The sequence below is a fragment of the Kitasatospora sp. NPDC056531 genome (assembly GCF_042794375.1).
Classification (GTDB): Bacteria; Actinomycetota; Actinomycetes; order Streptomycetales; family Streptomycetaceae; genus Kitasatospora.
This window is the reverse complement of sequence record NZ_JBHTTU010000092.1, coordinates 1-26,005: the sequence shown is the minus strand read 5'-3', so window position 1 is coordinate 26,005 and position 26,005 is coordinate 1. Positions and strand designations below refer to the sequence as shown.

Sequence of the window (26,005 nt, the reverse complement as noted above, 5' to 3'; positions counted from 1 at the left end):
GCGCGGCCGTTGTCCGAGGACGCGTTGATCAGGGCGCGGCCGTTGTCCGAGGACGCGTTGATCAGGGCGCGGCCGTTGTCCGAGGACGCGTTGATCAGGGCGCGGCCGTTGTCCGAGGACGCGTTGATCAGGGCGCGGCCGTTGTCCGAGGACGCGTTGATCAGGGCGCGGCCGTTGTCCGAGGACGCGTTGATCAGGGCGCGGCCGTTGTCCGAGGACGCGTTGATCAGGGCGCGGCCGTTGTCCGAGGACGCGTTGATCAGGGCGCGGCCGTTGTCCGAGGACGCGTTGATGAGCTCAGCGGTCTCGGAAGTGCGCTCAACACCGAACTCGGCGAATTCGAAAGACATTTCTGCGGTCCTTTCGGAGTAACGAATTGGCGCTCGAAGCGGCACCGCTGCGATCATGTCATCGAGCCAACGGCCGGGCAAGATGCAACTGGCAGAGTATGCAACGCCTCGGGAATTAACCTTGACAGCCTTGGCGCGTTACCCCTAAGAGGGCCGGGATGCCGGTCAAGGAAAGCTTAAATCCGCAGGTAGATGACGGGTTCATGGCGACATGGCCGACTTGAAGGCCGCCGTATTCTCTCGACGTCGAAATACTCAGCGTAACGACGGCGATCCAAGGTCGCACTGCGTGACGCTCACCGCTTTCGATGTGATGTGTATCACAGGCAAATGGGGCTGGTGCTGTAAACACGTCTCGCTGTTTGCAGTGGCTCCGGCGAAGCAGGGGCGTTTCAAAGTGAGGTTCCCCCGAGGTGCGGAAGGTTGCCGGAGACGGCCTGATGGGACATGGGAAGGGTGTGGGGTTCCAAAACTCGGCTTGCGTCTCTGACCAGCGGCGACGTGTACGGAGCCGCGATCGGGGCATGATCGTGTGTCGTGTCGCTGCGCCTCCTCTACCTGGTTTTCACCCGACTCCTCGGTTGGTTTGTGCTCCTCGGCCGCTCCTCGGCGTCCAAGGACGTCGAGCTGCTCGTGCTGCGCCACGAGGTCGTAGTCCTCCGCCGCAGCACACCGAAGCCACGTCTGGACTGGGCGGACCGCGCAGTCCTCGCCGCGCTGATCCGGCTGCTCCCGAAGTCGCTGCGGCAGCACCGGCTGGTCACCCCCGGCACCATCCTGCGGTGGCACCGCCGACTGGTCACGAAGAAGTGGACCTACCCGAACCGGACAGGCCGCCCACCGATCGACGAGGCCATCGCCGCCGTCATCGAACGACTGGCAGCAGAGAACCAGCTGTGGGGCTACAAGCGCATCCAGGGTGAACTGCTCAAACTCGGCTACCACATCGGCGCCTCCACCATCCGCCGAGTCCTCAAGCGCCGACACATACCCCCAGCGCCCCTGCGACAGACCGACACGACCTGGCGTCGCTTTCTGCGCACCCAGGCCGCGACCATGCTCGCCGTCGACTTCTTCCACGTCGACTGCGCCGTGACCCTGAAACGGCTCTACGTGCTCTTCGCCATGGAAGTCGGCACCCGATACGTCCACATCCTCGGCGTCACCGACCGACCGGACGGGCCGTGGACCACCCAGCAGGCCCGCAATCTCATGGCCGACCTCGGCGACCGCGCGGCGAACTTCAGGTACCTTGTGCGGGACCGCGCCGGCCAGTTCAGCGCAGCCTTCGACGCCATCCTGGCGGGCGCTGACATCGAGGCTGTCAAGATCCCTCCCCGGTATCCGCGAGCGAACGCCTACGCGGAGAGATTCGTGCTCACCGTCCGAAAAGAAGTCACCGACCGGATGCTGATCTTCAATCAGCGCCACCTGCGCACCGTCCTCGAGCGGTACGCCGAGCACTACAACGGCCGACGTCCCCATCGTGGACAACAGCTCCGCCCGCCGCGACCCGACCGTCCCACCGCCCCCATCGCGGACCTCACTCAAGAGCGGATCAGGCGCCGGCCCGTACTCGGAGGCCTCATCAACGAATACGAGATGACGGCATAGAACGGCTGGTCAGCACTGGTGACCGAGTTCTGGAACCCCACAGGGCAAGCATCGAGGTCCTGCGCCGCACCGGAGCCAGGATCGAGGAACTCCTGGAGCTCACCCACCTGAGCCTGCGTCAGTACCAGGCACCCACCGGCGAAACAGTTCCGCTGCTGCAGATCAGCCCGTCCAAGACCGACCGCGAGCGCGTCATCCCCGCCGACCCGGACCTTGTCGCAGTCCTCGCCCGGATCATTCGCCGCATCAAGGGCACCGGCGAGCGGGTGCCGCTGCTGACCCGGCACGACGGCTACGAGCGGGTCTTCGGGCCGCCGCTGCCGCACCTGTTCCAGTGCCTGTCCCAGCACCGGCTACAGGTCATCTCCCCCAACCGGATTCGCGAGCTCCTCACGGACCATGCGGTACGGGCCTGCATCGTCGACGTCGACGGGACACCGCTGAGGTTCACGCCGCACGACTTCCGCCGAATCTTCTCGACCAAGACGGTCAACGGTGGCCTGCCGATCCATATCGCCGCGAAGGTCCTTGGCCACCTCGATCTCAACACCGCTCAGGCTTACGTCGCGGTTTATCCCGAGGAGGTCATCCGCCACTACCGGCAGTTCGTCGACCAGCGCCGGACCCACCGTCCCAGCGAGGAATACCACGAGCCCAGCGACACCGAGTGGCAGGATTTCCGTGACCACTTCTCCGCCTCCGAAAAGTCGCCCTCGGCACCTGCGACCGGCCCTACGGGACCCCTTGCCAGCATGAAAACGCCTGCGTCAGGTGCCCCATGCTCCGCCTGGACCTGGCCCAGGAGCCCCGGCTGCTGGAGATCGAGGCCAACACGCGCGAGCGCCTCGGGGAGGCCCAGCGGATGCAGTGGCTCGGTGAAGTCGCCGGACTACAGGAGAGCCTACGGCACATCGCTGTCAAGAAGCAGCAGGCCGAACGCCTACGGGCACAAGCAGGGCAGGGAGAGAACGGAGCCGGCTCCCTCAGCTGAACAATCACATTGACCAGCGTGGGCGGGGCAGAGATCGTATGCCCATGACGGACAGCACCTGGCTCAACCGCGATCACCAGCTCGTCCCCGGCAAGGAGCTCTTTCGCAGCGAGCGCGCTTCTTCAACAATTTCTACCCCGACAGACCGATCTGGCCCAGCCAGCCTCTCTTCGGGGTCAACGCCGGCCTCAACATCGCCTCGGCCCAGGAACTCATCGACGCACTGCTGGCTGAAGACAACACCACGATCCGACGAGAGCGTCACCGCCGCGTCTACGTCGTCATGACACGGGTGATCCGCCCCGACGGACCCGACGTCACCGGAGCGGGCGTCTTCCTGACCAAAGCCGACGCCGAGGACGCCCAAGCCGTGATCACCGCGAAGTCAGTCGACTGCTGGATTGAGGAGCTCCCGATCGCGCTCTGACCAGGATCCGCTCAGGCGCCCTCGATAGTGCAGAGAAGGCGGGAGTGGTCGACATACGGGACATTCTCGCAGCCGAGCGGCCGCAGAAATGCCGGTGGGCCGCCACGATGACGTGACGGCCCACCGGATCCACTCGGTTATTGATCAGACGTAGTAGTTGTACCTGGCCTCGGGCTCCTCAAGCCCTTCGGCCAACGACGACCCCCAGACCCGGAGTTCGCCGATGACCCCCCACCGGGTGTGGGGCGTCAGTCGTGCGAATCCGGCGTGGTCCATCTCGCCTCTCGCCATCATGATCCGCGCGAAGCCCTCGCCCACCGCGCGACCGGCGAACATCGAGAATCCCTGGTCCGCATCGGCTACGAACAGTGCGGCGACGGAGCTCGGCTCATCTCCCCATTCCGGGATGTCGAGCACCGCGCCGACCCTGAAGCCGGTTCCAGCCCGCTCGTCACGGATCACGTCGAGCAGCGCGTGCATCCGGCTGTCCTCGTCCAGGGCCGCCGATCGCTCCAGGGCGTGCAGGAATTCCTCCGGCGGAGCGTACCCGTGCACCTCGATGTAGTGCGTGATCATCGTGGGTGCGCAGTAGCTCGACCCGTCGTCCCCGTAGACGTGGATCTCGCCGTCGGCCTGGACCGCTTCACCGCCCGGACAGAACTCACAGTCGTGGACGCCCATGGTCCTGCTGCGCGGATATGCCGCGAGCTCTTCCAGGAGCGTCAGCTGCGATCGCTCGACAGTCCTCGCCAAGCCCTGGATTCCCAGGCGCTTGCCGAGCCAGCCGACGGACAGCATCGGAATCGGCTTCTCACTGTAGGTGAATTCGGAGAGGTCTACGAACTCGGCCATTCCCTCACCCCTTCTTGATGCTCGCGCAGGCCAGCCAGGAGCACGTTCCGTCGCCCTCCTCCAGCAGGTCGGAGATGAGCGTACGCTCGTTGACCACAGTCGATCCCTCCAGGTATGACAGCGGAAGTCCAGTGTCCGGGTGGAGGCCGAGCGACGTGAGAGCAAAGTCCGGCATCATCTGACCTTCCTTCCACACGTTTGCCGCCGGGATGCGATCGGAACCGCCCGCGATGCCGAGCGCCTGGTGATAGTCGAGGGTGTCACCGATCTTGGTGAAGTTGATCACCGTGCCCCCTCTCGGCACCTTGGTGTAGCCGTCGGACGGAGTCCAGCTCCCGTGGCCGAACAGGATCTTGGCGTCGACCCGAAGAAGTTCACCTTCGCCACCGACGGCACCCTGCGCAGCGGCCTGTGCGCGACCGTGCAGAACAATCGCACGGACAACGGCGCCCCGGTCGTCCTGGCCACCTGCAACGGCCAGACCGGCCAGGTCTGGACCCTGACGACCGACGGGACCCTCCTCAACCCGAAGGCCAACAAGGTCATCGAGCTGCCCGGCTGGTCCGACGTCAACGGCCAGACCATGGACATCTGGACTACCTTGGCCCGACCCACACCAACCAGCGCTGGACGATGTACGCCAACACGGCCTGAGCTCCTGGTGATTGATGGGCCCGCGACGCACTCTGTGTCGCGGGCCACTTCGTTACCGCGCCGGGCTCTCGCAGCCCACCAGCCAGACCACCTGCACGTACAGCCCCCACCCGCCGGGCCGCTTCGACCACCCGGGCGGGCTCACTGCCGGGGCGGACGTTTCACGCCACACTGTCACAGAGGGTCTCGCCGGTCGCGGCCGCTGGGCCGACCTGCTGCAGGTCGGCGCAGCCTTCCATCAATTCGTGTCGCGGATCCAGTCCACCCGGCTCGTGCGGTGCCGTGTCCCGTGCATCCAACGGGTGAGGGGCGGATCGCTGTTCACAATCTCAACGGCCATCAGGAGAAGCACAGTTACCCTCGGAGCAGCCCCTCGCGGCGGCGGCCGGCAGCAGTGCTGGTACAGCCGTACGGACTCATGCGGGACCGCGACCGGCTCAGCGCCGACGAGGACGGAACCGTCAAGCGCCTCGCCGACGCCACGCGTCCGGAAGGACTCTTCAGCGGCCATGGCTGGCCGCTATCAGGCGCCCCTCGGGAACTCCGGGATACTCGAAGTTGGTGCAGAGAATCGCCACTGACCGCACCTTCCTCCCGGACATCCAGCGCCAACTCGCCGAGACCCAGGCATTGGTCGCCAGCCGGCAGGCCCGGTGTCGGGGTACGAGTTCATTAGCAGAGCGAAGTACAAGCTCGCGTGCAGAGGTCGAGGTGAGGGTGCTTGACATCTGACGATCATTTGTCCAAAGGGCTCCGGACATGCGTCGGCCGAGGCGGTCCGGCTAAGCGGTCTCGATGAAGTCAAGTGCTGATCCTTCTCGGCATCCGTCGAACGGGCCAGGGCTCAGCAGCGCGCTTCACCGCCTCAACGTGGCTTGGCACATCATGAGCACCCCGGCGTTTTCGATGGCTGCCAGGGGCCTGGGAAGGGATTACGCCCCAGGGTTGCCATGCGGGACGTTGAGGATGATGTCGGCGGCGCGGGCGATGACCAGGGCGCGGGTGGTGCCGGGGTGGTCGGCGGCGAGGAAGTGGCTGCCGATGGCCGTGCAGAAGGCGAGCAGGGCGCGAGCCTCGACCTCGTCGGGGTCGGCGCAGAAGGTTCCGATTGCGTCCCGGGCCAGCTGAATGCGCTGGTTGTCCACGCGGCGCAGGCGTTCGGCGACGGTGGGGTCGCGGCGGGCCCAGTCGCGAATGGCCAGGTCGATGGGCAGCAGGCGGTCGCTGGAGAAGGTGAGCTGCCCGGCCAGGCGGACCTTGTCCCGCGCGTCGCGGCCCTCCCGCTCGACCTGGTCGATCACATCGTCGACGCTCTCGCGCTCCCAGGTGTCCAGCATCTCAGCCAGCAGTGCGTCGCGGTCGGCGAAGTACCCGTAGAAGCCGCCCTTGGTCACCCCCAACGCCTTGGCGAGGGCCTCGACCCGCACCGCCTCCACACCGCCCGCGGCCAGCGCCCGCAGTCCCTCCTCGACCCACTTCTCCCGCGGTGTGCGCAATGCGCCCATCTGTGGTCCACCTCACCCTGTCAGGCCTGTTGTACGAAACCGTACAACAGGCCTAGCCTCGCGTTGTACGGCATCGTACAACCCGAGAGAGGACACCGTCATGTCATTCGGTTTCGTCGCCTTCCACTACCCGGCCCCCGAGCACGTCGAAGAGTTCGTCGCCGAGTGCCACCAGGTCGCCGAGGCGATGCGGCAGCAGCCGGGCTTTCTGTCCGTCGGGGTCTGGGTCACGCCGGACGGCGGCGCCGTTGTCACCACCGGCGCTTTCGAGTCCGAAGATGCCTTCCGGGCGACGGCCGACCTCGCCCGCGAGATGGGCGCGACGCCCGACGGCCTGAGCGACCTGGAGGTCAGGCCCCGTGAGGTCCACTTCCTTGTGTCGCGCTGACGATCTCGGCGAGGTCAACTCTCCGTTGGGGTAGGAAATTTGGCGGGAGTGGACGACGTAGGTCCATCCAACCTCCGTCTGCGGAACCATGGAGACGGGTCGCCTTTCGCTCTTTTCATCACACCCGAGCGAAGGGTGACCCACTTCATGAACCCGACATCACGACACGCCGGGGAACCTCTGCATTTGAACCCGTACGCACCCCTGCACATGAGGCAGTACCCGGACACCCGGCATGCCGGGCGCTACGGCGAGCCGATGAGCGCGGCCAACGTCTGGCTGGAACAGCGCAACGCGGAGATCCGCAGCATGCAGCTGGAGATCATCGCTCTGGAGGCCCAGCCGGACGGCAGCACCGCCGTCGTCCGCGGCGCGGGCGTGCTTGGTCGGACCGGTTACCAGAACACCACCAACACGCCTGACTGCAAAGGGACATGACCCGCATGACCACCCGCTCAACCACCTCGGTCCCTGACGCTTCCCCCGCCGAGAACCGGCGCATCGTCGCCCTGCGGCAGGCAGCCCAGGACAAGCACGAGCAGGCCGTCCAACGAGCAGAGGCAGGCATCCGGCGACTGGTCAAAGCAGGCGAGGAAATCAGCTTCCGGGCTGTCGCCCGCGCGGCGGGCCTCAGCCTGGACTTCGTCTACGCCCACACCGACCTGCGCAAACGCATCGAAACCCCTGCGCGGCCAGCAACGGGCTGACCACCGGCCCCTCCGACAGGAACCCGCAGCCGACGACGGTACGGCGATCCATAGCCTCACCGAGGCCCTCCGCCGCGAACGCGCCGCCCACCGAGAGCGCATCCAAGAGCTCGAACAACGGCTTGCCGCCGCCCACGGCGAGATCCTCCGCCTCCAGCGTCAGATTCGGGAACGCGGCGACGCACCGCGGGGAACGACAGGCCAGCCGTTACACGCCCGCAGCGTGCCAGAACAATGCAGCTGAAGCCGGAGGATCAGCCCGGCGCACTCGCCCGGTGAGCCACAACGAACAAGCGGGCAGATAGGACGGACCCTTGTACAGGGTCTGCACGGAGCACTTCGAGGCGGCGTTCCTACCGAACGCTGGCGAGGACCTGGAATCGGTGGACAACATCGACGTCTTCGTGGACCTCAACGACGGAACCCGGTGAAGTGCGACCGTCATCACCCTCGCTCAAGTGGAGACCATCATGGAGCGGTGGGCGGCGACCGGGGAGGCCCTCTACCAGGCGCAGGATCAGGACGGGGATCGATCGGGCGGTGGGCGGGCGGCCCGGCCGCTTCGGCCGGCTGAGGCGGGCGTGGCGCTGCTTCATCAGGTGGCGGTGCCAGCGCAGGACGGTGTCCGGGTGGACCAGCAGTCGCAGGCGACGCAGGACCTCGCGCGGCAGCGGAGCGAGGAGCGCGGCGAGCAAAGCGCGGTCCTCCGGAGCGAACTTCGCCCTGTCCGCGCCGAGCTGGCGCTCAAGGGCGGTGAGCTGATGGCGCAGGGAGAGGATCTCCACATCCTTGTCCCGGTCGCTCATCGGCAGCAGCCTCAAGGCAGCGAACGCGTTGGTAACAGTCAGGTATGCCAGACGGAGCAACACGAGTGATCATCCTGCCGCGGCCACCAAGCAAGTCCTTGAGCTGCATGGATGACATTCTCGGCAAGCTCAGCCTCCCGAGGGTCGTGGCCGAGCTGCTGCCTCTCCGGGATATCCGGCGCCCCTGACAGCGGCCAAGCCCGTTCCCGGCCGCGCCGTGCGGCGGTCGACCGCTGGCGCGTGGCGCTGGATGCGCCGGTGCCCGTGGGCCGACGGGGCTTATTTCCGGGCGCGATGCTCACCACGTGGTCACTTTGCTGGGCGCGTCCCGATGCGACTACCGCCTATGAGGTTTCAGGGGTCTTGTCGCATTTCGCGGTCCCGGACTGTCAATGAATAGACAGGTGGAGCAGGCGAGGGAGGTAGATGATCTTGGATGTCTATGAGGCAGTCACGAGCCGACGGGCGGTGCGCGGGTTCACCGATCGGCCCGTGCCGAGGGAAACGCTGGAGCGGGTGCTGTCCGCCGCAGCCTGGGCGCCGTCCGGATCGAACATCCAGCCGTGGCGCGCCTACGTGGTGACCGGTGGGCCGCTGGCCGAACTCAAGAGGCGCGCCGGCGAGCGCGTGGCCGCAGCCGACCCCTGGGACGAGCGGGAGTACGAAATGTACCCGCCCGCACTGAAGTCTCCGTACCATGAGCGCCGATCCGCCTTCGGTCATGAGCGCTACAGCGCACTTGGTATTGAGCGCGAGGACTGGGAGGCGCGTCAGAGGGCCGCGGCAGCGAACTGGGACTGTTTCGGTGCGCCCGCCGCCCTGTTCTGCTACATCGACCGCGACATGGGCCGCCCTCAGTGGTCCGACGTCGGCATGTATCTGCAGACCGTCATGCTGCTGCTGCGCGCCGAAGGGCTGCACAGTTGCCCGCAGATGGCGTGGTCGGTGTATCGCAAGACTGTCGCGGAGATCCTGTCACCTCCGGACGAGCTCATCCTTTTCTGTGGCATGTCGATCGGCTTCGAGGATGTCACGGTGGGTTACGCCCGTACGGGCCGGGCGCCGCTCGACGAGACGGCCACGTTCGTCGACGGGTAGATTCCGCGACTGCGTGACGATCACGGTTGTCCAGCTCGCCGCCCTGCCCGGCGAGCAGCGGGTGCACGGTACGGTCGGGCCGGTACTACCAAGGTGGTGGGAAGTCCGCAAGTACCTGTGCGGTTATGTGGTGACCGGGCGGGACGGCGTGGATCCAAGAACTGCTGACGGCCAACCGGCAGCTTGAGGATCGACTCTCCGAAGCGCTTGCAGAACTCCAAGCGACCCGAGAGAAGCTCGAAATGACGGAACTTGATCTCGCCGGGGCCCGTGCCGGGATCGCTCAGATGATGCGGGGCCAGAGCAAGTAGACCGCCCCGACGCCGACCCGGAACTCCGGCCGCTCCAAGATCACGGCATCGGAGTGGTCGGGCTCACGGGCATATCCACGATGCGGAGGTCTCCGCTCCAGCTCTCGCAGCGGACGCTGCCCGAAGGGAAGTCCAGCTCAAGCGCTACACGCCCTGTTGCTGGCTCCCACTCCTGCCGGATGCCCAGTACGGGCTCCCCCAGGTAAGCCGCGAACGGTGTCTCATGACGAATGGGCAGGACGTCGATTCGGCCCCAGTCACCCATGTCGAAGCCACTATCGAGCCGGGATGACTCGACCATGAGGCACCAGTCCGTGCCGCTTGCGACGTTGGTGGACCAACCTTGATCATCGATCAGCCACACCTCAACCGGGCCGGCCGCAGGTCGCCCGTCGTGCTTGTGCCACGAAGCCAGTACCTGGCTCAGCCGCCTTCCGACCAAAGACGACGGGTCGATGCCAGGCCCGTGCCCGGACTCATTTACTAGTACTGCAACGGTGCTTATTGTGATGAGGCTTCAGCTCTTGGGTTGTGGCCTCGTCTCTTGTAGTGGCTGGTCCGGGCCTGGTGTTGGCGGCGCCGTCGTCCAGGGCCAGGCGCGGATGCTTCGGCAGGGGGCCGAGAGCCGGTTCCAGGGCGGTGAGGCGGTCGAGGGTGGCGGGTAGAAGAGTGTGGTCGCGAATGTTGGCGGGTGCGGGCTCGGTGGCCAGCGGTATGCCGGCGCCGTCGGTCAACTGCGAGCGTTTCAGGCCGAGTTTGGCTCGGTCGACCGGGTTCTTGCCGGCGCATTCACCACCGGAGGGGGCTTTGGCGATACAGCCGTCGGCGCTCAGGTAGTCGAGCTCGAGGCCGATCATGCGGTCGTAGGCAGCGAGCGCGAGCAGGTGGAGCTCGTTCATCACGCCGACGGCGGTCCACTCGTCGCGGCGGCGGCGCAACGTGGTGGCGGAGCAGTGCTCGTCGGCGACGCGTTCGTATCCGCAGCCGAAGACCAGGACCTGCACCAGGCGGTCGAATACGACGGCGTCGCTGATCCGGGGCCTGTGGCAGCCGAGCGGGTGCCGGTCCTCACGTGGGGGCAGCAGCGCAAGGAATTGGTCTCGGATCGGGTCGAGAATGCATGAATGGGACGGCAGGCACGGATCCCCCGGTGATCATGAAGCGTAGAGAACATCCCAATGCCGTTGTCAAGCCGCCGCCGTGACCGGTGGTACTGCCTGGTAGCACGCTCCGTCGCGGAGCATCGCCCACAGGACGTTCACTCGCCGGCGCGCGAGCGCGATCAGGGCCTGCTTGTGCCCTTTGCCCTCGGCGCGTTTGCGGTCGTAGTAGGTCCGCGACGCGGTGCAGGATCTGAGGCTGGCCATCGAGGAGAGGTAGAAGACCCGCAGCAGGCCGCGGTGGTAGCGGCGAGGGCGGTGAAGGTTGCCGCTGACCCGACCGGAGTCCCGGGGTGCCGGGGCGACGCCGCCGTAGCCGGCGAGGCAGTCCGCGCTGGCGAAGGTGCCCATGTCGCCGCCGGTGGCGGCGATGAACTCGGCACCGAGCTGGCTGCCCATCCCGGGCAGGCTGCGGATCACCTCGGCGTGCGGGTGCTCGCAAAAGCGGGCCTCGATGAGAGCGTCGAGTTCGGTGATCTCCTCGTCGAGGGCCGTCACCGCCTTGGCCATGCGGATCACCATGTCGGCGGCGAGCTTCTCGCCGGGCAGCGCGGTCTGCTGGGCCTGCGCGGCCGCCAGTGCGGTCTTCGCCAGGGTCTCGGCGCCTCTGACCTTGCGGTTGCGCAGCCACGTCTCGATGCGTCTCGCGCCGGTGCGGCGGATGGCAGCCGGGGTCTGGTAGCCCGTCAGAAGGACGATGGGGCCCTTGTTGGTCAGGTCCAGTGCGCGTTCCAACGCGGGGAAGTATTCGAGCAGTTGGGCGCGGAGCCGGTTGATCTGGCGGGTGCGGTCGCTGACCAGGTCGGTGCGGCGAGTGGTGAGGATGCGCAGATCGACGGCTATCTCGGTGCCGGGCCGCAGCTGGCCCAGATCACGGCGCATGCGTGCCTGGTCGGCGATGACGAAGGCGTCCTTCGCGTCCGTCTTGGCCTCGCCACGGTAGGTGCCCGAGGCGCGGTGGACGGCCAGGCCGGTGAGGTAGGCCATGGGTTGGCCGTGGTTGAGCAGCAGGCCGATCAGCAGGGCTGCACCGCCGTGGTTGATGTCCACTGCCCACAGCACGTCCTGGTTGATGTCCAGGACGTCGCGGATCAGTTCCAGCAGGGCCCCTTCGTCGTTCAGGACCCGGCGGGAGAGCAGACGCTCGCCCCGATCGTCAAGCACCACGCAGTGGTGATGCTCTTTGCCGATGTCCACTCCGGCCCAGATCTGGGGCACGGCCACCTCCGTCAGCTCGTCGTTGCCAATCGATCCAGCAGACGACCTCGCCGACGTAGTCCTACAGAGCGATCAAGTCGCACATCCCAATTGGCGGTCGAGTCGTCGCGGGGCTCCGGGCGGCCATGTTCTCTGAGCCATCCGATCGGCTCCTCCATGACAGCCATACCCAGAGCCCCTGGGCCGACCGATCTTACGAGTGACCAGTGCGAACCCACGCCTGAAAGGTAGGACTCCATGACCGGGTGAACCGTGCCTGCTCTGCTGACACCGCCTGAAGCACCTACTGGCGGACGCTCTAAGTCCGGCCCTCGCCGTCTGCGAAGCAGCTGGAGCAGTTGAAGCAATGCGAGGTGCCCGCGTCCGCTGCGTGGGGTGCGGCAGCGGGCGCGGGCACTACGGGCCTACCCGGGGGCCGGGTGGGTTACAGGGTGCTGCACTGCCCCCCGCGGGCGCCGGCGACGGTGTTGGGGTGGCCGTCGTTGGTGGGCGGCGGGGTGTTGCCCGAGCAGGACAGGGAACCTCCGATGGTGTTGCCCTCGATCTCGGGGCGGTTGTCCTCGGGGAAGGGCCCGGTGCCGCTGTTGCCGGAGACCAGCATGGATACGCCGATGTGGTTGCCGACGACCTCCAGACCGCCGGTGTTGTTGCTCAGCTGGACCGACAACCGGATCTGATTGGCGGCGCAGTGGTCGTCACCGGGATCGCCGATGACGACGAACCCGCTCGCCCTGTCGACGGCCAGGGAGCCGGTGACGGTGGTGCCGCACACCCCAACCAGGGTGGAGCCGGAGGAGGAGACGCTGCCCTGGACGGTGGAGTTGCCGATGAACAGGGCGGTGCCCGCCCCGGCCGTGACACCGCCGCGGACGGTGGCGTCGAGGATGCAGGTGCTCTCACCGGTGGCGACGACGCTGGCCACGGAACCGGTGACGGTGCGCGTGCAGTTGACCGTCTGGGTGGCGCTTTCCACGGCGGGGGCCGCGTAGGTGGCGTCGCCGCTGTACTGGGCGGTCAGGGTGTGACTGCCGGGCAGCAGGTTCGACCAGGTCAGCTGGGCCTGGGCGCAGTGGTCGCCTCCACCGGGCGACAGTGGGGCGGTGCCCAGGGTGGCGCCGCCGTCGGCGAAGGTGACGGTGCCGGTCGGGATCGCGGTGGAGTTGGGGCAGACGGTGTCGGTGAGCGTGACCGGGTGCCCGAAAAGCGACGGGGTCGGGGAGGCCGTCAAGGTGGTGGTCACGATAGGGGTGACCGTGAATGTGAGGCCGGTACTGCCGGTACCGCCGGCCCTCACGGCGCTAGCGGTGCTGCCAGGGTCAGCGGTGGCGGCGCCACCGGGCTTGGTGAGGCTGCTGGTGGTGAAGGTGTCGATCACCGGCACCGTCCCGTCGTCGACCTGGGCGACGTAGGTGGGTTGAACCGTGGCGGTCCAGGCCGTGGCCAGGACGATCGCCAGGACGGCCAGTCCGGTCAGCGTGACCGCCCCCGCCCTGCGGGCCCGCACCCTCAGCCACAGTCGAAACATGCCGCCCGCACCTCCCGTGCCGCGGCTTGCTCCGGCCCGCCCTCTCCCATGTTTGAACACTGACATCTCCGCTTCCAGCCGTCGATAACAAGCCGTAGATACTTATCGTGACATGGACATTACTTAAAGCTCCCGTGGATGGGCTCTCGAATACACCGGGACGGCGGTCGCGGCGAGCACACAGAGTCGACAAACACAGCGGGTGAGCGAGTGGTGTGCCGAGGCCAGAGCGCGGTCGAGGATGGCGCCGGCGCAGAAGGAGCGGTGACGCGCTCGATGAGGACCGTCATGCGTCGCTCAAGGAGCAGATCAGCCGACTGCGGGGGCAGGGCCTGGTTGGAGTGGTCATCGGCCGCGCCGGAGGAACTTGGAGAGTAGAAGGCATAGAGCGGCGAGAGCGAGGGCTGAAAGCCAGGCGACCGCGGAGGTCGGGAAGTCACCTTGCTGGGCGACCGTCGCGGCGACCGCTCCGACGCTACCGGGAGTCGTCGGGAAGGTGACGGTGGCGCGGGTGGTGTGCTCGACCAGGCCGCTTCTGAGCGTGAGCTCCACGGTCCACGGGCCGTTCGGCAGCGTTGCGTCCAGCGGGACGACCACCTCCCCGCGGTCGCCCGGAGCGAGTGTGCTGCCCGCCTTGGCCGTCGAGAACGGTCCAGCGTGCTGTCCGCCCGGCCCGTCGGACAGGGAGAGTGCCCCGCCGATGTCCAGGGCACGGCCCCCCGTGTTGTGGATCCGGGCGCGAACCTCTCCCCGCCCGTCGTGGGCTCGGGTCGGGTAGAGCCGCTCGATCTTGAAGTCCGAGGGTGGCTCGCCACCGGGACCGACGTCGAGGTACATGCGGACGCCCACCCGGCCCAGCATCGTCAGATTGTGCGAGCGGTCCGTGGGGGCGCCCGCCTGCGCCCAGATGACGCCGTATCGCTCCCCGGCGGCGGCGTCCCTGGGCACCTGGATGGTGGTGCGTACCCGCGCCGTTTCGGAGGCCGCCAGCTCAAGGCCCGCCGTGTCGAATGATGTCCAGCCGGTCAGCTCGTTGGGGGTGCGCTCCGGCGCGAAGGTGAACTCACCCTTCGCGATGGTGGCTGCCGCGGCGTAGACGTTGACGTGCATCGGTGTGTCCGACTTGTTGGTGATCTCCACCCGCCGCTCGATGGTCGAGCCGGGTGCGACGTGGTCGACGATGTAGGCATGCGCTCTGGGATCGGCACGGCGGCTCTCCGGAGCGTCGAGCAGCTTGATAGCGATGGTCCTGCCCGCAGCCGGGTCCTGGGGGGAGGGCGCCCCGGGCACCCCGTGCGCCGCCGCCGGCATCACCCCGGCGGCCTGCACGAAGGCCAGCACCAGCAGGAGAACCCAGCACCGGCGCGCACCCTTCATTCCGTCAGGCAACGGATTGGGTCAGCGTTCCGGTGTAGGTTCCGCTGACGGCGCTGGCGGGCACGTTGACGGCGACCGTCGGATCCCAGGACGCGGTGTTGTCCCCGACACCGGCGCTCCCGGTGAGTACCGTCTGCGCGCTGTTGCTCAGCGTCACGTTCGTCGGAGTGACGGTGATGGTACCGGTCGTCGTCACCGTCCCGACCGAGTAGGTGGCGCTGGTGGCGGGAATCGTCGACGCACCGTTCACGAAGTCCGTCTCCGCCGCGGTCACCGTCCAGGAGGCCGAGGCGAGGGCGCGGTCGTCGGTGACGGTGCAGGGACCGATCGGCGCGCTGATCGTGGTGCCGGGCGCTCCCGAGCCGAGGATGGCGCTGGCAGGTACCGACAGCGTCAATGCGCCGGACGTGACGGTGAACGTGACCGTGGTGCTGGGGTCGTCCGCCGCGGTGGCGAGGCCCGGGTGGACCAGGGCGAGAACAGCGACCGCGGCCGCGACAGACAGGCTTCGTGTGCGCACGATAACTCCCGAAGTAGCCGCCCGCCAGCGGACATCCTGGCTGACGGCGGACATGCTGGTTGACGCGACTGAGACAATCGGGCGCGGCCTGTTCACACAAGCCGACACGCGCCGCGTTCCGCCACACGAATGGCCAAAGCGCCCTCCTGTGGCGGCTCTCCGACGGCGCTTCCTTCTCATGAACATCGAACACGGCTTCTCCGGGGCGCTGCTCGAAGTCGTGAACACCCTGTCGGGCTCGGAAAGTCATCGTCGCAGGTGGCAACGGTAGAGCAACCTCGGCTGGCACTGTCCGCGTGATCGTTTCGCTGCTTTACAAGGTGGCCCGCAAGCTGTTGCCCGTACCCGAGGTACTGCTGCGCCGCGACACCGCCAAAGACGCGGAGCTGCTCGTGCTCCGGCACGAGAACGCTGTGCTGCGCCGCCGGATATCAGGACCGCTCCGCTACGAGCCCGCGGACCGGTTCTGGCTGGCAGCGCTCTCCAGCCTGATACCCCGTCGCCGTTGGCGGACAGTCTTCCCGGTCACGCCCGGAATGAGCTGCCCCGCATTTCGTGGAGTCCGCGATCGTGTGATCAAGCGACCTGTGGGGCTTGCTCCAGTTGCGCCCAGTACGCCTGTTCGTACTCGTCGGGCGGGAGGTAGCCGAGCGCGGAGTGGAGTCATTCACCGTTGTACCACGCGACCCACTGCAAGACGGCCCGCTCGACCTCGTCATAGTCCCGCCATGGTCCCTGATGCTCGATCAGTTCGGCTTTGAACGTGCCGTTCAGGGCCTCCGCCATCGCGTTGTCGCACGAGTCCGCGACAGAGCCGACCGACGCCGAGGCGCCGACCTCGGCCAATCGTTCCGTGTAGCGAATGGATACGTATTGGGCGGATTCAACTGATCGTCGCAACACCTCGATCGAGGAGGTTGTTGTGGCTCAGGGACGGGCGCGTGCAGCGCTGAAGGCGGATCGCCCGCCGTTGCGGTCGCCCGGTCGGCCTCCGATCAGTCGGCGGGCCGAGCGGCAGCGGTTCTGGCGGTTCGTTGCGAAGGGCCTGACCAGCGAGGATGCCGCTGTCGCGGTCGGCGTGTCGCCGGTGCTGGGGACACGCTGGTTCCGTGAAGGTGGCGGCATGCCACCGATCAGTCTTGAGGATCCGTCAGGGCGCTACTTGTCGTTCGCCGAGCGCGAGGAGATCGCGTTGCTGCGCGCCCGGGAATGCGGGGTACGGGAGATCGCCCGCCATCTGGGGCGGGCGCCCTCGACGGTCTCGAGTGAGTTGCGGCGCAACGCGGCCACCCGTGGCGGGCGCCTGGACTACCGGGCCTCGGTCGCGCAGTGGTATTGCGACCGGCAGGCCCGCCGTCCCAAACCGTGCAAGCTCGTCGAGCACGACAAGTTGCGGCAGTATGTGCAGGATCGGCTGTCCGGCAAGGTCACCGGCCCGGACGGCATTCCGGTGCCCGGTCCGCAGACGAGCTGGAAGGGGCGGAACAAGCCCCGGCGCCAGGACCGGCGCTGGGCGACGGCGTGGAGCCCGGAGCAGATCGCCCGACGCCTCCCGCTCGACTTCCCCGAGGACGAGACCATGCGTATCTCCCCCGAAGCGATCTACCAGTCCCTGTACATCCAGGGCCGCGGCGGGCTCAAGCGGGAGCTCACGGCCTGCCTGCGCACCGGCCCGGCACTGCGGGTCCCCCGAGCGCGAACGCAGGGGCGCGGCAAGAACTTCGTCACCGAGGACGTGCTGATCAGCCAGCGGCCCGCCGAGGCCCAGGACCGGGCCGTGCCCGGGCACTGGGAGGGTGACCTCATCATCGGCCTGAACAGATCCGCGATCGGCACGCTGGTCGAGCGCCACACCCGCTTCACGATGCTCCTGCACCTTCCACCGATGGAAGGCCACGGCGATCCACGCTCCAAGAACGGCCCAGCCCTGGCCGGCCACGGTGCCGAGGCCGTCCGCGGCGCCATCGCCACGATCGGGTCTGTACGGTGACCGGTGTATCTCCCGATCAAGGAAGAGCACCTGATGAGCGACGTGATCGTCTCGGTTGAGGCGGTTGAAGAGGTCCGGCCTGTCGAGCTGGCGGCGGACGTGCTGGACGAGCAGTTGATCGGGCAGCTGGTCGACCGGGCCCGGGCGAGCGGGCTCCAGTTGACCGGCGAGGGCGGGCTGCTGCAGCAGCTGACCAAGATGGCGTCCCGCGGGATGGTGTAGCCGATCAAGGTTGAGGTGTGCGCGGGCTCGCTCCCGGGGCGCACACCCGCGAAGGACTCACGCTCCCTGAGCATGAGTCAGCCACACCGTGCAACTCTCCGTAGTGAACTGCCAGTTCAACGAGGGAGATGCACGGTGGCCCTGTCCCAGCATGACCTACTACGCCTGCTGGAGTCACTACGTTCGGCGGACGGGCTCGAACTCGTCCGTGGGGTGGCCGAGCGGATGCTGCAGGAGCTGATCGAGGCCGAGGCCACGGCCCGGATCGGCGCGGAATGGAACGAGCACACCGAGACGCGCACCGCGTTTCGCAACGGCCACCGGGACAAGACGCTGACCACCCAGGCCGGCGACCTGGATCTGGCCATCCCCAAACTGCGCTCGGGGAGCTTCTTCCCGAGCCTGCTGGAGCGACGGCGCCGCATCGACCAGGCCCTGTACGCGGTCATCATGGAGGCCTACGTCCACGGCGTGTCCACACGATCGGTCGACGACCTGGTCAAGGCCCTCGGCGCGGACACCGGCATCTCCAAGAGCGAGGTCTCCCGGATCTGCCAGGACCTGGACGGCCAACTGACCGCGTTCCGCAGCCGCCCCCTGGACCACGTCCGCTTTCCGTACATCTACCTCGACGCGACCTACTGCAAGGCCAGAGTCGAGCACCAGATCGTCTCCCGAGCAGTGGTCATCGCCACCGGCATCACCGAGGACGGCGGCCACGAGGTCCTGGGGGTGATGGTCGGCGACAGCGAGACCGAAGTGTTCTGGACCCAGTTCCTGCGCCACCTGCGCGAACGCGGCCTGAACGGCGTCCGGCTCGTGATCGGAGACCACCACTCGGGCCTGGTCAAGGCCATCCGGAAGGTCATGCTCGGGGCCGCCTACCAGCGCTGTCGCGTTCACTTCCTGCGCAACGTCTTCGGCGTGATCAACAAGGAGGCCGCGGAGATGGTCGCCGCGACGATCCGCACGATCTTCGCCCAGCCCACCGCCGATGCGGTCCGCACCCAGCTCGACATCGTCGCCGAGATGCTCGGCACGCAGTTCCCGAAGGTCAAGGCGATGCTGCTGGAGGCGAAGGACGACCTGACCGCCTTCGCGGTCTTCCCGGAACGACATTGGAAGAAGATCCAATCCACGAACCCTCTGGAGCGGATCAACCGCGAGGTCAAACGCCGCACCGACGTCGTTCAGGTCTTCCCGAACGACGACGCGCTCCTGCGGCTGGTCACCGCCGTGCTCTTCGAGCTGCACGACGAATGGATCGCCTTCCCCGCCGCTACCTACCCGAGGGCAGCATGGACCAGCTCTACCCCACCGAGCTCCACGAAAGCGCCCCCGCACTACCCAACACCACCAACGAGCCCACCAACTGATCGGCTACACCACGAAGGGGGCGACCGAGCCGGCGGCAACAGTGCGCGGAGCGGTGGCTCGACGCCCTGGAACTCCGCTGAAACCGGGCCGACTCCGGATCTAGGATCTGCGGCATGGCAACACGACTCGTGCAGATCAACATGAAGGCCCAGGACGACGCTGCGCTCGGCCGGTTCTGGGCGGAGGCACTCGGTTGGGGTGTCGACAGCGAGGGCCCCGGCGTGACCAACCTCGAGCCGGTCGGCTTCGCATACCCCGACCCCGCGGCCGTCTGCATCGACCTCATCGCCCGCCCAGAACCCAAGACGGTGAAGAACCGGGTGCACCTCGACCTGGCCACCACCTCGACGGCCCATCAGGCGGAGCTGGTCGCACGCTTGAAGGACCTCGGCGCGACAATCGCCGACGTGGGGCAGGGCGACGTCCCCTGGACGGTCATGGCCGACCCGGAGGGCAACGAGTTCTGCGTCCTGGAGCCCCGGGAGATCTACCGGGACACCGGGCCGATCGCCGCAGTGGTGGTCGACTGCACCGGCCCGCGGGCGATGGCCCGGTTCTGGGGCGAGGCAATGGACTGGACGGTGCACGAGGCCGCCGACGACCACGCGACCATGCGTTCCGCCCACGGCGTCGGCCCCTACCTGGAGTTCGTCCGCACCCCCGACACCAAGAGCGGGTGGAACCGCGTCCACCTGGACATCAGCCCCTACCGCGGTGACGACCCGGCAGCCGAGGAGGCCAGGCTGCGCGCTCTGGGCGCCTCCGACCCGGGCATCGACCAGTCCGCCATCTCGTGGCGGATCCTGACCGACTTGGAGGGCAACGAGTTCTGCCTGCTCAGCCCCCGTTAGCCCCGCTCCACCCCAGGTCGATCGCCTGCTCGACCACCGCTACGCCCGGGCCTCCCGGGCCGTCCGATCGGACGGCCCGGGGGCCCAGGAGCTTGGGTCCGCGTGAGGTTGTGATCAAGATCCAATCGACGAACCCGCTGGAGCGGATCAACCGCGAGGTCAAGCGCCGCACCGACGTCGTCCAGGTGTTGCCGAACGACGACGCACTGCTGCGGCTGGTCACCGCCGTGCTCTTCGAGCTCCACGACGAGTGGATCGCCTTCCCCCGCCGCTACCTGCCTGAGGGCAGCATGGACCAGCTCTACCCCACCAAGCTCCCCGAAAGCGCCCTCGCGCTACCCAACACCACCAACACGCCCGCCGATTGATCGGCTACACCACGAATGGGGACATGACCGCGCCCAACTCGCCCGCGCGCACGGGGAACAATGCGTCGCGGCGTCTTGCACAGGCCCGCCACGAGAGCAGGCGAGCAATCCCAGGGTCGGTAACGATCGGCCCGTCCCGAAAGGATCCCCGGTGCCCTCACTTGCTACGTCACAGACAAACACCGTGACGCAAACACACAGGTCAACAGCTGGCCGAACCCGGGAACTCAAGATAATCCAGGAGCAGGTCGGCCACGCCTACGCCTCCACGACGGCGTTGTACACGTGGGTGTCGGACGAGTACCGCAACCGGTTGTTGGAGGCGTCGCTGGCCAGGCGCCTGGAGCGGATAAGCGGAAAGGGGCCGGGAGTACGGTGTTGAAGCGGATGGGGTTCGAGTGGAACCTGCGGCGGCTGATGGCCGGCCAAGACATGTACCAGACCACGGACCTGGTGCCGAAGCTGGCCGAGTACGGCGTCGTTCGTGGTCAAGCACGCCCAGGCGGGCAGCGAGAGCGCCTCGTACAACACCCGGGACTTCTCCATCCAGGTCCGCTCGAAGACCACCGCCCCCTGGACGACGGTCGCCACCGTGACCGGCAACACGGCGGGCACCACCACCCATCCGGTGAACACCACCGCCCGCTACGTCCGGCTGGCGGTCACCAAGCCCACCCAGACCACCGATCCGGCCGCCCGCATCTACGAGTTCGAGGCCTGGGGCCGGTAGCCCCCTTCGTGTGAGGGGACCCTTCCCCGTGCCGGTCACCGCCCTGTTCATCGGTCCCGAGGACGCCCCGCGCCAGCTGCTGCGGGTCAGGATCGAGGCCCGGCCGCCCGGATCGCCGTCGGCGGCCCGGGCGTTCGCGGCGAGGCGACCGATGAAATCGCGGCCGCTTCCGAGGTGGGTGCAAAGGGGCCATGCCGTGGTATCGACGCCGTGAGTGCGGACCCGGATCCGGGTCGAACGGTCCGGGCATTGGCCCCCTACGCCCGGCCCGGGACCGGTAGCGTGCCGGTATGAGAAGCGAGTACACACCAGTGACGGTGGAGCAGATCGGTGCGGCCCTGACCGCATTGGGATTCCTCGGCGACCTCACAGCGGCCGAGCACGCCGAGTACGCCGCACAGTTCAGCAACCCCGGCATCGCCCGGGTACGGCTGGTCAACGCCCTGCTGGGCTTGGCGCAGAGGGAGGCGATGCTCGCTGACGTGATCGAGCTGGACGACGAGAACAGGTTCGCCGCGTTGGGCGAGCAGCTGAAGGCCGTCGACGGCTGGGACAACGACCTTGCGGTGCGGATGGCCTTCATAGGCTGGCAGGTCTACCGGGCGAGCATCCCGTTGCAGCTGGTCGCCAGGGACCCGAACTCCGGGCCGATACCGGTCGCCGCCCTGAACGCCGCCGAGGGGATGCACAGCCTGCTGAGCATGATCGGCGCAACCCACGAGGCGGCCGCGACCGGCGACATCGGCGCCTTCGCCCCCTATGCCGAGGAGCTGAAGAGGGGCCGGGAATTGATGCGGGCCGCCATCGAGAACATCGAGATCGTGCTGAACATGCTCGACTCGGCCGGCCTGTAGCCGCCCCGGCTGGCTACCGTCTGCTTGTGGTCGATCGCGAGACGGCGTTCCGCTCCCTGGGCGGCGCCGCGCTGTTCGGCACGGTCTGCTCGGCGCAGACGCCGGCATCGCCCGCCTGCCTCCGCTGAAGTTCGCCCACATCAACGTCCACGGCCGGTGCAGCTTCGCGATGCCACCGGAGCGGCTGTGAGCTGGAACACGGTTGAGGTTGACCTTGGGGCAGGGTGGAGGCTCGCCGCAACGGCCCGACGCCGACGCGGGCGCAGCGGATCTGAAGGAGCACACATGTCCATCTCCCTTCCCGGTCAGGGGCAGGATCGCCCGGAGCTGCAGAAGGCGATCGAGGAGATCGTCGAGTCCGGTCTTCTCGGGGTGCAGCTTCGGGTGAACGACCGGCAGGGCGAGTGGGTCGGCAGTGCCGGCGCGCGCGAGCTCGGCCGGAGCGCAGAGCCGCGGACCGACGGGCACTTCCGCATCGGCAGCAGCACCAAGAACTTCGTCGCGGCCTCGGTGCTCCTGCTGGTGGCCGAGGGCAGGATCGGCCTGGACACCCCGGCCGGTGACTACCTGCCCGGGTTCGGGCTGGACCGGCGGATCACGGTGCGGATGCTGCTGCAGCACACCAGCGGGATCTTCAGCCACACCGGCGAGCTCTACGAGGACGGGACGGTCGCGCCCGGGGTCCCCTGGCGGGGCAAGGAGTGGGTGGACAAGCGATTCCGGCGTGGGTCGCTCCTTCGACACCGGGTCCGCCGCCCGGCCGGCGGGGGCACCGAAGGAGCCGACCCCGCGCGGCCTACCGGTCGTCGCCCCCGAGCTGCGCGGCCAGGTCCTCGGCCCACGCCCGGGCCCGCCGCTCCTGCTCCCAGGGGGCGAAGTCGTCCAGGCGGTTCCGGAGCCGGACGACCGATCGGCCCGTCAGGTAGTCGGCGGGATCCGCACCCAGGCGCATGCCCGCGACCTGGTGGCCCACCAGGATGGTGTGCGCGAGCCGCTGAACCCGGCGGCGCTGGTTGAGCTCCTCAACGCCGGCATGGAGGCCCCACAACTCCCGCAGGTTCTCCAGCACCTGTTCGGTGGCGGAGAAGTCCGGGCGGGTCCGCTCCAGCAGGCCGGTGATCGTCTCGTCGTACGCGCCGGTGAGCAGCGCAGAGACGGCGGGCAGGGCGAGGTCGAGCAGTGCGGAGCCGTCGGTCGGCTCGTCCAGGCCCTCCGCCGTGGCGGCGTCCAGCATCGCGGCCGACACCAGGAGCGCGGCTTTGCCCACGGTGTCCGCCGGGTCGGGCCCGAGGTCCACCGGCTCCCGCTCCGCGGGGCGACGCTCGGCGTGCCAGCGCACCGCCCGGTCGCCCCACACCACGCATGCCACCCACACGCTGGGAAACGCGATGGTCATGTAGACCTCCGGGTCGGACGTCGGGGTCGCCGGCCGCAGGTGCTCCGCTGGTACGTCGACAGTCACCGCCCCGTCCAGCCGGACCCGGTAGGCACCGGGAGACGATACGACCGGGCCCTGATGGCCTGGCCGTTGCCCCACTCCGTTCCTTCTCCAGGTCAGGCGCCGTCTTCAAGGGGTCCGGGATTGTCCGTCGCCTCCCTCACTGGAGCACGACGGTGACGCCGTACTCGCGCAGGAGGTTCACGGTCTCCTCGAAGTAGGACAGGCCCCTGCGGTGGGCCAGGACTTGTCCGGCGAGGGCGTGGCGGGCGATGGCAGCGTGGTGCCACACGAGGGTGAACGGGGGGACGGCGGAGGGCCCGCCGCACAGGTAGTCCTCCACCGAGTCCAGGTCTCTGCCGTAGTTGGCGCCAGGGCCGAGCAGGGCTTCGCCGAGTGCCAGGAGCAAGCCGGTCCTGTCGGTGACGTGCTGTCCGTCCAGGTGGTACGTCCCGCCGGAGAGGCCCTGCGGCCCGTACGGGCCGACGCGGGTGAGGTCCAGCCACTCGGACCGGCCCTCGGCGTCGAACTGTGCCCACTGGTTGGGCCGCGTGGGAACACCGTCGGACCAGATCTCCCAGACTGCGCGGGCGGCCAGGGTGGGGCGGTCGTCACCGGGGTCGGCGATGGTGACGTCGATCAGGGCTCCGCCGAGGACGGATGGGCGTGCCTCGACGGTGTCCAGGTCGAGGTGGTACCCGGTCATCGTCCGGCCGTGGCGATCGAGGCACCAGAGCGTGATCGGGTCGCCCTCCTGCGGAAGGGGACGACACAGCAGGGCCAGAAGCGGTGCGGCGGGTTCGCAGCCGATCAGGTGCACGGGCTGGGTGGGTCGCTGCGGGCGCGGGGTGAACAGGCCGTCAATGGAACGGCAACCGCCCGATGGGCTGTCCCCCCGGATCGAGGGGAACCACAGGTCGAACCGCGGACTCGAAGGCAGCCGCTTGCCGCCCCAGAAGTCGTCCTCCCGGACGCCGGTGCCCACGACGATGTCCACGCGCCCGGGATCGCCCGGCGTGGGCCACTGGGCCAGGACAGCCGTGTCCTCCAGGTCCCAGAAGCGGGACGGCCCGTCGTTCGAGGGATCCACAGGCTCGATCGAGAGCATTCCGTCCCCCAGCAGCCGCACCGGTTCGGCGCCGGCCGCCACGGCCTGGACCAGCAGGCTCTCGCGCGGGCAGCCGCGCAGCGTCAGGACCTCTCGCGGCAGCGGAGGCGCGTCCATGAACAGGCCCTCGGCCTCCGCGCACCGCCCCCACAGCACGCCCTCCTCCTCATCGCCGATGTCCTCCCGCACCAGGAGATACCGGACCGGGAAGTCCCGCTCCCACCCCACGTGTTCCTCGGACCGCACGCTTCTCCCCTGCTACCAGGCTGTCTTGGCGCGCCAACCCTACGGCTCGCTGACGCCGAAGCCCTCCGAATATCGCTTGCTTGGAATGACGCTCCCCGCCAGTCGGCGCCGACGGCTGGACCACCGCGCAGCGCAAGCGCTTCGCCAACGACCTCGACCACAGCCAGCTGATCGCCGTCTCCGCCTCTTCCAACAGGTCCAAGGGGGACCAGTCCCCCGACCAGTGGGCGCCGCCGAACGTCGACTACTGGTGCACCTACGCCCGCGCTTGGCCGACACCAAGTACATCTACAACCTCAGCATCACCGCCCCCGAGCACGACAAGCTGAGCGCGATGCTCGACACCTGCGACTGATGCCCGAACAGGAACCCGCCGTCTGCGAGGACGAGGTCACCGCCGGCCCCGGCGGCGCCATGACCGTCGAAGTCGGCGTCATCACCGGCGACCTGACCGTACGCACCATCCGCCGCACCGACGGCCTCACCGATATCGCCGTGCAGTACACCGGCGCCGACGAGTGGTACACCTTGGAAGGCAGCCCCGCGACCGTGCCCGACGGCGAACTCGAGAACTACCACCACCGGGTGCTCGACGCGATCGAGCGGGGCCGCGAGGCTGAGGCACCACGCTGAACCTGCGGCCGGCCGCCGCAGTGTGCCGGGGCAGCGGGTGCGGACACGACGGACGCGGCCGGGGCGGCGACGGCGGCGCCTGGTGGGAGTCGTCATGCCGCAGGCTCTGCCCGCCCCGACGCCCCGCCGCCCCGCCGAATCCCGCCGCTACTCGAACGGCGCGGCCCCGGCCTTTCTAACCGGCCGCTGACCTGCACCGGCACCGGAAACTCACCACCCGTCGGCAAGGCTCCCCAGCGCAGGTCAGCGGTCCGGCCCCGGCCAACCATGCGGGCTCGGACGGACGGTTGCCGCGAACGGGTGGCGGACCTGCGGCTGGCCGCCGAGGGGAGCCCACGACAACACCCGGGCGAGCCACACCCGGCCTTGACGTTCCGGCGATCCGTCAGAGCCGGCTTCGGCGTACGGCGGGGCGGGTGGGCGGGGCCAGCTCGGCACCTCGCCGTCGCGATGGCCGGCCGGCGCACGGAGCTGGGCAGCCGCCTCGCCGCCGGAAACGTCGCCGACGCCGACTCCTCGCTAATGGCGCGCTTCCGTCGCGCCGGGCTGGTGACCCTCGGCCGCACGGCGACTCCGGAGTTCGCCTACTGGGCGGTTTCAACTGATCGTCGCAACACCTCGATCCAGGAGGATGTTGTGGCTCAGGGAAGGGCGCGTGCAGCGCTGAAGGCGGGTCGTCCGCCCT

The 26,005-nt window shown here is 68.2% G+C and carries 24 protein-coding genes and 11 pseudogenes; 23 read left to right on the top strand and 12 right to left on the bottom strand.

The features are described 5' to 3' along the window. Positions 1 to 350, bottom strand: a pseudogene (locus ACFQ87_RS37885) (hypothetical protein); the annotation flags it as partial. A gap of 537 nt (positions 351 to 887) precedes the next feature. Here ACFQ87_RS37885 and ACFQ87_RS37880 point away from each other — a divergent pair. The 4 genes and pseudogenes from ACFQ87_RS37880 (at position 888) to ACFQ87_RS37865 (ending at position 3,382) form a co-directional block, all read left to right on the top strand. Continuing rightward, the gene (locus ACFQ87_RS37880) at positions 888 to 1,964 is read left to right on the top strand and encodes an integrase core domain-containing protein (protein ID WP_380615480.1); all 1,077 of its coding nucleotides are present in this window, start codon (positions 888 to 890) and stop codon (positions 1,962 to 1,964) included. Next, positions 1,946 to 2,485, top strand: a pseudogene (locus ACFQ87_RS37875) (tyrosine-type recombinase/integrase); the annotation flags it as partial. The gene ACFQ87_RS37880 and the pseudogene ACFQ87_RS37875, both read left to right, overlap by 19 nt. 257 nt (positions 2,486 to 2,742) lie before the next feature. Next, positions 2,743 to 2,955: a hypothetical protein gene (locus tag ACFQ87_RS37870; RefSeq protein ID WP_380615479.1), complete on the top strand. Its 213-nt coding sequence runs from the start codon at positions 2,743 to 2,745 to the stop codon at positions 2,953 to 2,955. 292 nt (positions 2,956 to 3,247) lie between these two features. After that, on the top strand, positions 3,248 to 3,382 hold the full coding sequence (locus ACFQ87_RS37865; RefSeq protein ID WP_380615478.1) for a hypothetical protein: 135 nt from the start codon (positions 3,248 to 3,250) through the stop codon (positions 3,380 to 3,382). Between the two features lie 144 nt (positions 3,383 to 3,526). Here ACFQ87_RS37865 and ACFQ87_RS37860 read toward each other — a convergent pair whose 3' ends face one another. Both ACFQ87_RS37860 and ACFQ87_RS37855 read right to left on the bottom strand, forming a co-directional pair. Next, positions 3,527 to 4,234 (bottom strand): hypothetical protein, encoded by a 708-nt coding sequence (locus ACFQ87_RS37860; protein WP_380615477.1) that lies wholly within the window; start codon positions 4,232 to 4,234, stop codon positions 3,527 to 3,529. 4 nt (positions 4,235 to 4,238) lie between these two features. Beyond that, entirely contained in the window at positions 4,239 to 4,583 is a 345-nt protein-coding gene (locus tag ACFQ87_RS37855; RefSeq protein WP_380615483.1) for a putative adhesin, read from the bottom strand. Between ACFQ87_RS37855 and ACFQ87_RS37850 the strand changes: the two genes are divergently transcribed. Beyond that, the gene (locus tag ACFQ87_RS37850) at positions 4,479 to 5,564 is read left to right on the top strand and encodes a ricin-type beta-trefoil lectin domain protein (RefSeq protein ID WP_380615482.1); all 1,086 of its coding nucleotides are present in this window, start codon (positions 4,479 to 4,481) and stop codon (positions 5,562 to 5,564) included. The genes ACFQ87_RS37855 and ACFQ87_RS37850 overlap by 105 nt on opposite strands. Positions 5,565 to 5,820: 256 nt before the next feature. Here the strand turns inward: ACFQ87_RS37850 and ACFQ87_RS37845 are convergent, their stop codons facing one another. Further along, positions 5,821 to 6,393, bottom strand: a complete 573-nt coding sequence (locus tag ACFQ87_RS37845) for a TetR/AcrR family transcriptional regulator (protein ID WP_380615476.1) — start codon at positions 6,391 to 6,393, stop codon at positions 5,821 to 5,823. Between the two features lie 100 nt (positions 6,394 to 6,493). Between ACFQ87_RS37845 and ACFQ87_RS37840 the strand changes: the two genes are divergently transcribed. The 6 genes from ACFQ87_RS37840 to ACFQ87_RS37815 all read left to right on the top strand — a co-directional run bounded on the left by ACFQ87_RS37840 (position 6,494) and on the right by ACFQ87_RS37815 (position 9,579). Beyond that, the gene (locus ACFQ87_RS37840; protein WP_380615475.1) at positions 6,494 to 6,781 is read left to right on the top strand and encodes a putative quinol monooxygenase; all 288 of its coding nucleotides are present in this window, start codon (positions 6,494 to 6,496) and stop codon (positions 6,779 to 6,781) included. Between the two features lie 210 nt (positions 6,782 to 6,991). Next, on the top strand, positions 6,992 to 7,219 hold the full coding sequence (locus tag ACFQ87_RS37835) for a hypothetical protein (protein ID WP_380615474.1): 228 nt from the start codon (positions 6,992 to 6,994) through the stop codon (positions 7,217 to 7,219). Continuing rightward, complete coding sequence (locus tag ACFQ87_RS37830; RefSeq protein WP_380615473.1) at positions 7,216 to 7,488, top strand: DUF6262 family protein; 273 nt, start codon at positions 7,216 to 7,218, stop codon at positions 7,486 to 7,488. Before ACFQ87_RS37835 ends, ACFQ87_RS37830 begins: the two co-directional genes overlap by 4 nt. A 458-nt stretch (positions 7,489 to 7,946) precedes the next feature. After that, positions 7,947 to 8,363 (top strand): hypothetical protein, encoded by a 417-nt coding sequence (locus ACFQ87_RS37825; protein WP_380615472.1) that lies wholly within the window; start codon positions 7,947 to 7,949, stop codon positions 8,361 to 8,363. 363 nt (positions 8,364 to 8,726) lie between these two features. Beyond that, positions 8,727 to 9,392: a nitroreductase gene (locus ACFQ87_RS37820; RefSeq protein WP_380615481.1), complete on the top strand. Its 666-nt coding sequence runs from the start codon at positions 8,727 to 8,729 to the stop codon at positions 9,390 to 9,392. A 13-nt stretch (positions 9,393 to 9,405) separates the two neighbouring features. Then, entirely contained in the window at positions 9,406 to 9,579 is a 174-nt protein-coding gene (locus ACFQ87_RS37815; RefSeq protein ID WP_380615471.1) for a hypothetical protein, read from the top strand. Between the two features lie 702 nt (positions 9,580 to 10,281). Here ACFQ87_RS37815 and ACFQ87_RS37810 read toward each other — a convergent pair. The 5 genes and pseudogenes from ACFQ87_RS37810 to ACFQ87_RS37790 form a co-directional block, all read right to left on the bottom strand. After that, positions 10,282 to 10,843, bottom strand: a pseudogene (locus tag ACFQ87_RS37810) (IS5/IS1182 family transposase); the annotation flags it as partial. Between the two features lie 47 nt (positions 10,844 to 10,890). Further along, complete coding sequence (locus ACFQ87_RS37805) at positions 10,891 to 12,087, bottom strand: IS110 family transposase (RefSeq protein WP_380615470.1); 1,197 nt, start codon at positions 12,085 to 12,087, stop codon at positions 10,891 to 10,893. Between the two features lie 418 nt (positions 12,088 to 12,505). After that, the gene (locus ACFQ87_RS37800; protein ID WP_380615469.1) at positions 12,506 to 13,606 is read right to left on the bottom strand and encodes an Ig-like domain-containing protein; all 1,101 of its coding nucleotides are present in this window, start codon (positions 13,604 to 13,606) and stop codon (positions 12,506 to 12,508) included. Positions 13,607 to 13,951: 345 nt separating this feature from the next. After that, positions 13,952 to 14,983, bottom strand: a complete 1,032-nt coding sequence (locus ACFQ87_RS37795; RefSeq protein WP_380615468.1) for a peptidase — start codon at positions 14,981 to 14,983, stop codon at positions 13,952 to 13,954. Between the two features lie 4 nt (positions 14,984 to 14,987). Continuing rightward, entirely contained in the window at positions 14,988 to 15,557 is a 570-nt protein-coding gene (locus ACFQ87_RS37790) for a hypothetical protein (protein ID WP_380615467.1), read from the bottom strand. A 242-nt stretch (positions 15,558 to 15,799) separates the two neighbouring features. Here ACFQ87_RS37790 and ACFQ87_RS37785 point away from each other — a divergent pair. Continuing rightward, positions 15,800 to 16,039, top strand: a pseudogene (locus ACFQ87_RS37785) (integrase); the annotation flags it as partial. A 127-nt stretch (positions 16,040 to 16,166) separates the two neighbouring features. Here ACFQ87_RS37785 and ACFQ87_RS37780 read toward each other — a convergent pair. Continuing rightward, a pseudogene (locus ACFQ87_RS37780) lies at positions 16,167 to 16,385 on the bottom strand (integrase core domain-containing protein); the annotation flags it as partial. Between the two features lie 241 nt (positions 16,386 to 16,626). Between ACFQ87_RS37780 and ACFQ87_RS37775 the strand changes: the two are divergent. The 9 genes and pseudogenes from ACFQ87_RS37775 to ACFQ87_RS37735 all read left to right on the top strand — a co-directional run. Beyond that, positions 16,627 to 17,472, top strand: a pseudogene (locus tag ACFQ87_RS37775) (IS30 family transposase); the annotation flags it as partial. A 54-nt stretch (positions 17,473 to 17,526) separates the two neighbouring features. Continuing rightward, a complete protein-coding gene (locus tag ACFQ87_RS37770) occupies positions 17,527 to 17,715 on the top strand; it encodes a hypothetical protein (protein ID WP_380615466.1) in 189 nt (62 codons plus the stop codon). Positions 17,716 to 17,850: 135 nt separating this feature from the next. Next, positions 17,851 to 19,091 (top strand): annotated as a pseudogene (locus tag ACFQ87_RS37765) (IS256 family transposase). A 114-nt stretch (positions 19,092 to 19,205) separates the two neighbouring features. Next, complete coding sequence (locus ACFQ87_RS37760) at positions 19,206 to 19,943, top strand: VOC family protein (RefSeq protein ID WP_380615465.1); 738 nt, start codon at positions 19,206 to 19,208, stop codon at positions 19,941 to 19,943. A 116-nt stretch (positions 19,944 to 20,059) separates the two neighbouring features. After that, positions 20,060 to 20,311 (top strand): annotated as a pseudogene (locus ACFQ87_RS37755) (transposase); the annotation flags it as partial. A 229-nt stretch (positions 20,312 to 20,540) separates the two neighbouring features. Beyond that, a pseudogene (locus tag ACFQ87_RS37750) lies at positions 20,541 to 20,693 on the top strand (integrase); the annotation flags it as partial. A 102-nt stretch (positions 20,694 to 20,795) separates the two neighbouring features. Beyond that, positions 20,796 to 21,041, top strand: coding sequence for a discoidin domain-containing protein (locus tag ACFQ87_RS37745; RefSeq protein WP_380615464.1), 246 nt, complete (start codon positions 20,796 to 20,798; stop codon positions 21,039 to 21,041). 290 nt (positions 21,042 to 21,331) lie between these two features. Next, a complete protein-coding gene (locus tag ACFQ87_RS37740; RefSeq protein WP_380615463.1) occupies positions 21,332 to 21,895 on the top strand; it encodes a DUF6245 family protein in 564 nt (187 codons plus the stop codon). Positions 21,896 to 22,180: 285 nt separating this feature from the next. After that, positions 22,181 to 22,657, top strand: a pseudogene (locus tag ACFQ87_RS37735) (serine hydrolase domain-containing protein); the annotation flags it as partial. Positions 22,658 to 22,691: 34 nt separating this feature from the next. Here the strand turns inward: ACFQ87_RS37735 and ACFQ87_RS37730 are convergent. Then, complete coding sequence (locus ACFQ87_RS37730; protein ID WP_380615462.1) at positions 22,692 to 23,291, bottom strand: hypothetical protein; 600 nt, start codon at positions 23,289 to 23,291, stop codon at positions 22,692 to 22,694. Between the two features lie 202 nt (positions 23,292 to 23,493). Next, complete coding sequence (locus ACFQ87_RS37725) at positions 23,494 to 24,687, bottom strand: barstar family protein (RefSeq protein ID WP_380615461.1); 1,194 nt, start codon at positions 24,685 to 24,687, stop codon at positions 23,494 to 23,496. Positions 24,688 to 25,041: 354 nt separating this feature from the next. On the opposite strand from ACFQ87_RS37725, the gene ACFQ87_RS37720 reads away from it, so the two are divergent. Both ACFQ87_RS37720 and ACFQ87_RS37715 read left to right on the top strand, forming a co-directional pair. Then, positions 25,042 to 25,320, top strand: a complete 279-nt coding sequence (locus ACFQ87_RS37720; protein ID WP_380615460.1) for a hypothetical protein — start codon at positions 25,042 to 25,044, stop codon at positions 25,318 to 25,320. Between the two features lie 444 nt (positions 25,321 to 25,764). Then, positions 25,765 to 25,908, top strand: a pseudogene (locus ACFQ87_RS37715) (amidase family protein); the annotation flags it as partial. Between the last annotated feature and the right edge of the window lie 97 nt (positions 25,909 to 26,005).

Excerpts from the sequence above, each read along its gene's own strand:
- ACFQ87_RS37845 (WP_380615476.1), bottom strand. The coding sequence starts at position 6,393 with ATGGGCGCATTGCGCACACCGCGGGAGAAGTGGGTCGAGGAGGGACTG.
- ACFQ87_RS37860 (WP_380615477.1), bottom strand. The coding sequence starts at position 4,234 with ATGGCCGAGTTCGTAGACCTCTCCGAATTCACCTACAGTGAGAAGCCG.
- ACFQ87_RS37760 (WP_380615465.1), top strand. The coding sequence starts at position 19,206 with ATGGCAACACGACTCGTGCAGATCAACATGAAGGCCCAGGACGACGCT.
- ACFQ87_RS37870 (WP_380615479.1), top strand. The coding sequence starts at position 2,743 with ATGCTCCGCCTGGACCTGGCCCAGGAGCCCCGGCTGCTGGAGATCGAG.
- ACFQ87_RS37730 (WP_380615462.1), bottom strand. The coding sequence starts at position 23,291 with ATGACCATCGCGTTTCCCAGCGTGTGGGTGGCATGCGTGGTGTGGGGC.
- ACFQ87_RS37790 (WP_380615467.1), bottom strand. The coding sequence starts at position 15,557 with ATGTCCGCCGTCAGCCAGGATGTCCGCTGGCGGGCGGCTACTTCGGGA.
- ACFQ87_RS37795 (WP_380615468.1), bottom strand. The coding sequence starts at position 14,983 with ATGAAGGGTGCGCGCCGGTGCTGGGTTCTCCTGCTGGTGCTGGCCTTC.
- ACFQ87_RS37720 (WP_380615460.1), top strand. The coding sequence starts at position 25,042 with ATGCCCGAACAGGAACCCGCCGTCTGCGAGGACGAGGTCACCGCCGGC.
- ACFQ87_RS37835 (WP_380615474.1), top strand. The coding sequence starts at position 6,992 with ATGAGGCAGTACCCGGACACCCGGCATGCCGGGCGCTACGGCGAGCCG.
- ACFQ87_RS37800 (WP_380615469.1), bottom strand. The coding sequence starts at position 13,606 with ATGTTTCGACTGTGGCTGAGGGTGCGGGCCCGCAGGGCGGGGGCGGTC.
- ACFQ87_RS37840 (WP_380615475.1), top strand. The coding sequence starts at position 6,494 with ATGTCATTCGGTTTCGTCGCCTTCCACTACCCGGCCCCCGAGCACGTC.
- ACFQ87_RS37830 (WP_380615473.1), top strand. The coding sequence starts at position 7,216 with ATGACCCGCATGACCACCCGCTCAACCACCTCGGTCCCTGACGCTTCC.
- ACFQ87_RS37770 (WP_380615466.1), top strand. The coding sequence starts at position 17,527 with ATGAGCGACGTGATCGTCTCGGTTGAGGCGGTTGAAGAGGTCCGGCCT.
- ACFQ87_RS37740 (WP_380615463.1), top strand. The coding sequence starts at position 21,332 with ATGAGAAGCGAGTACACACCAGTGACGGTGGAGCAGATCGGTGCGGCC.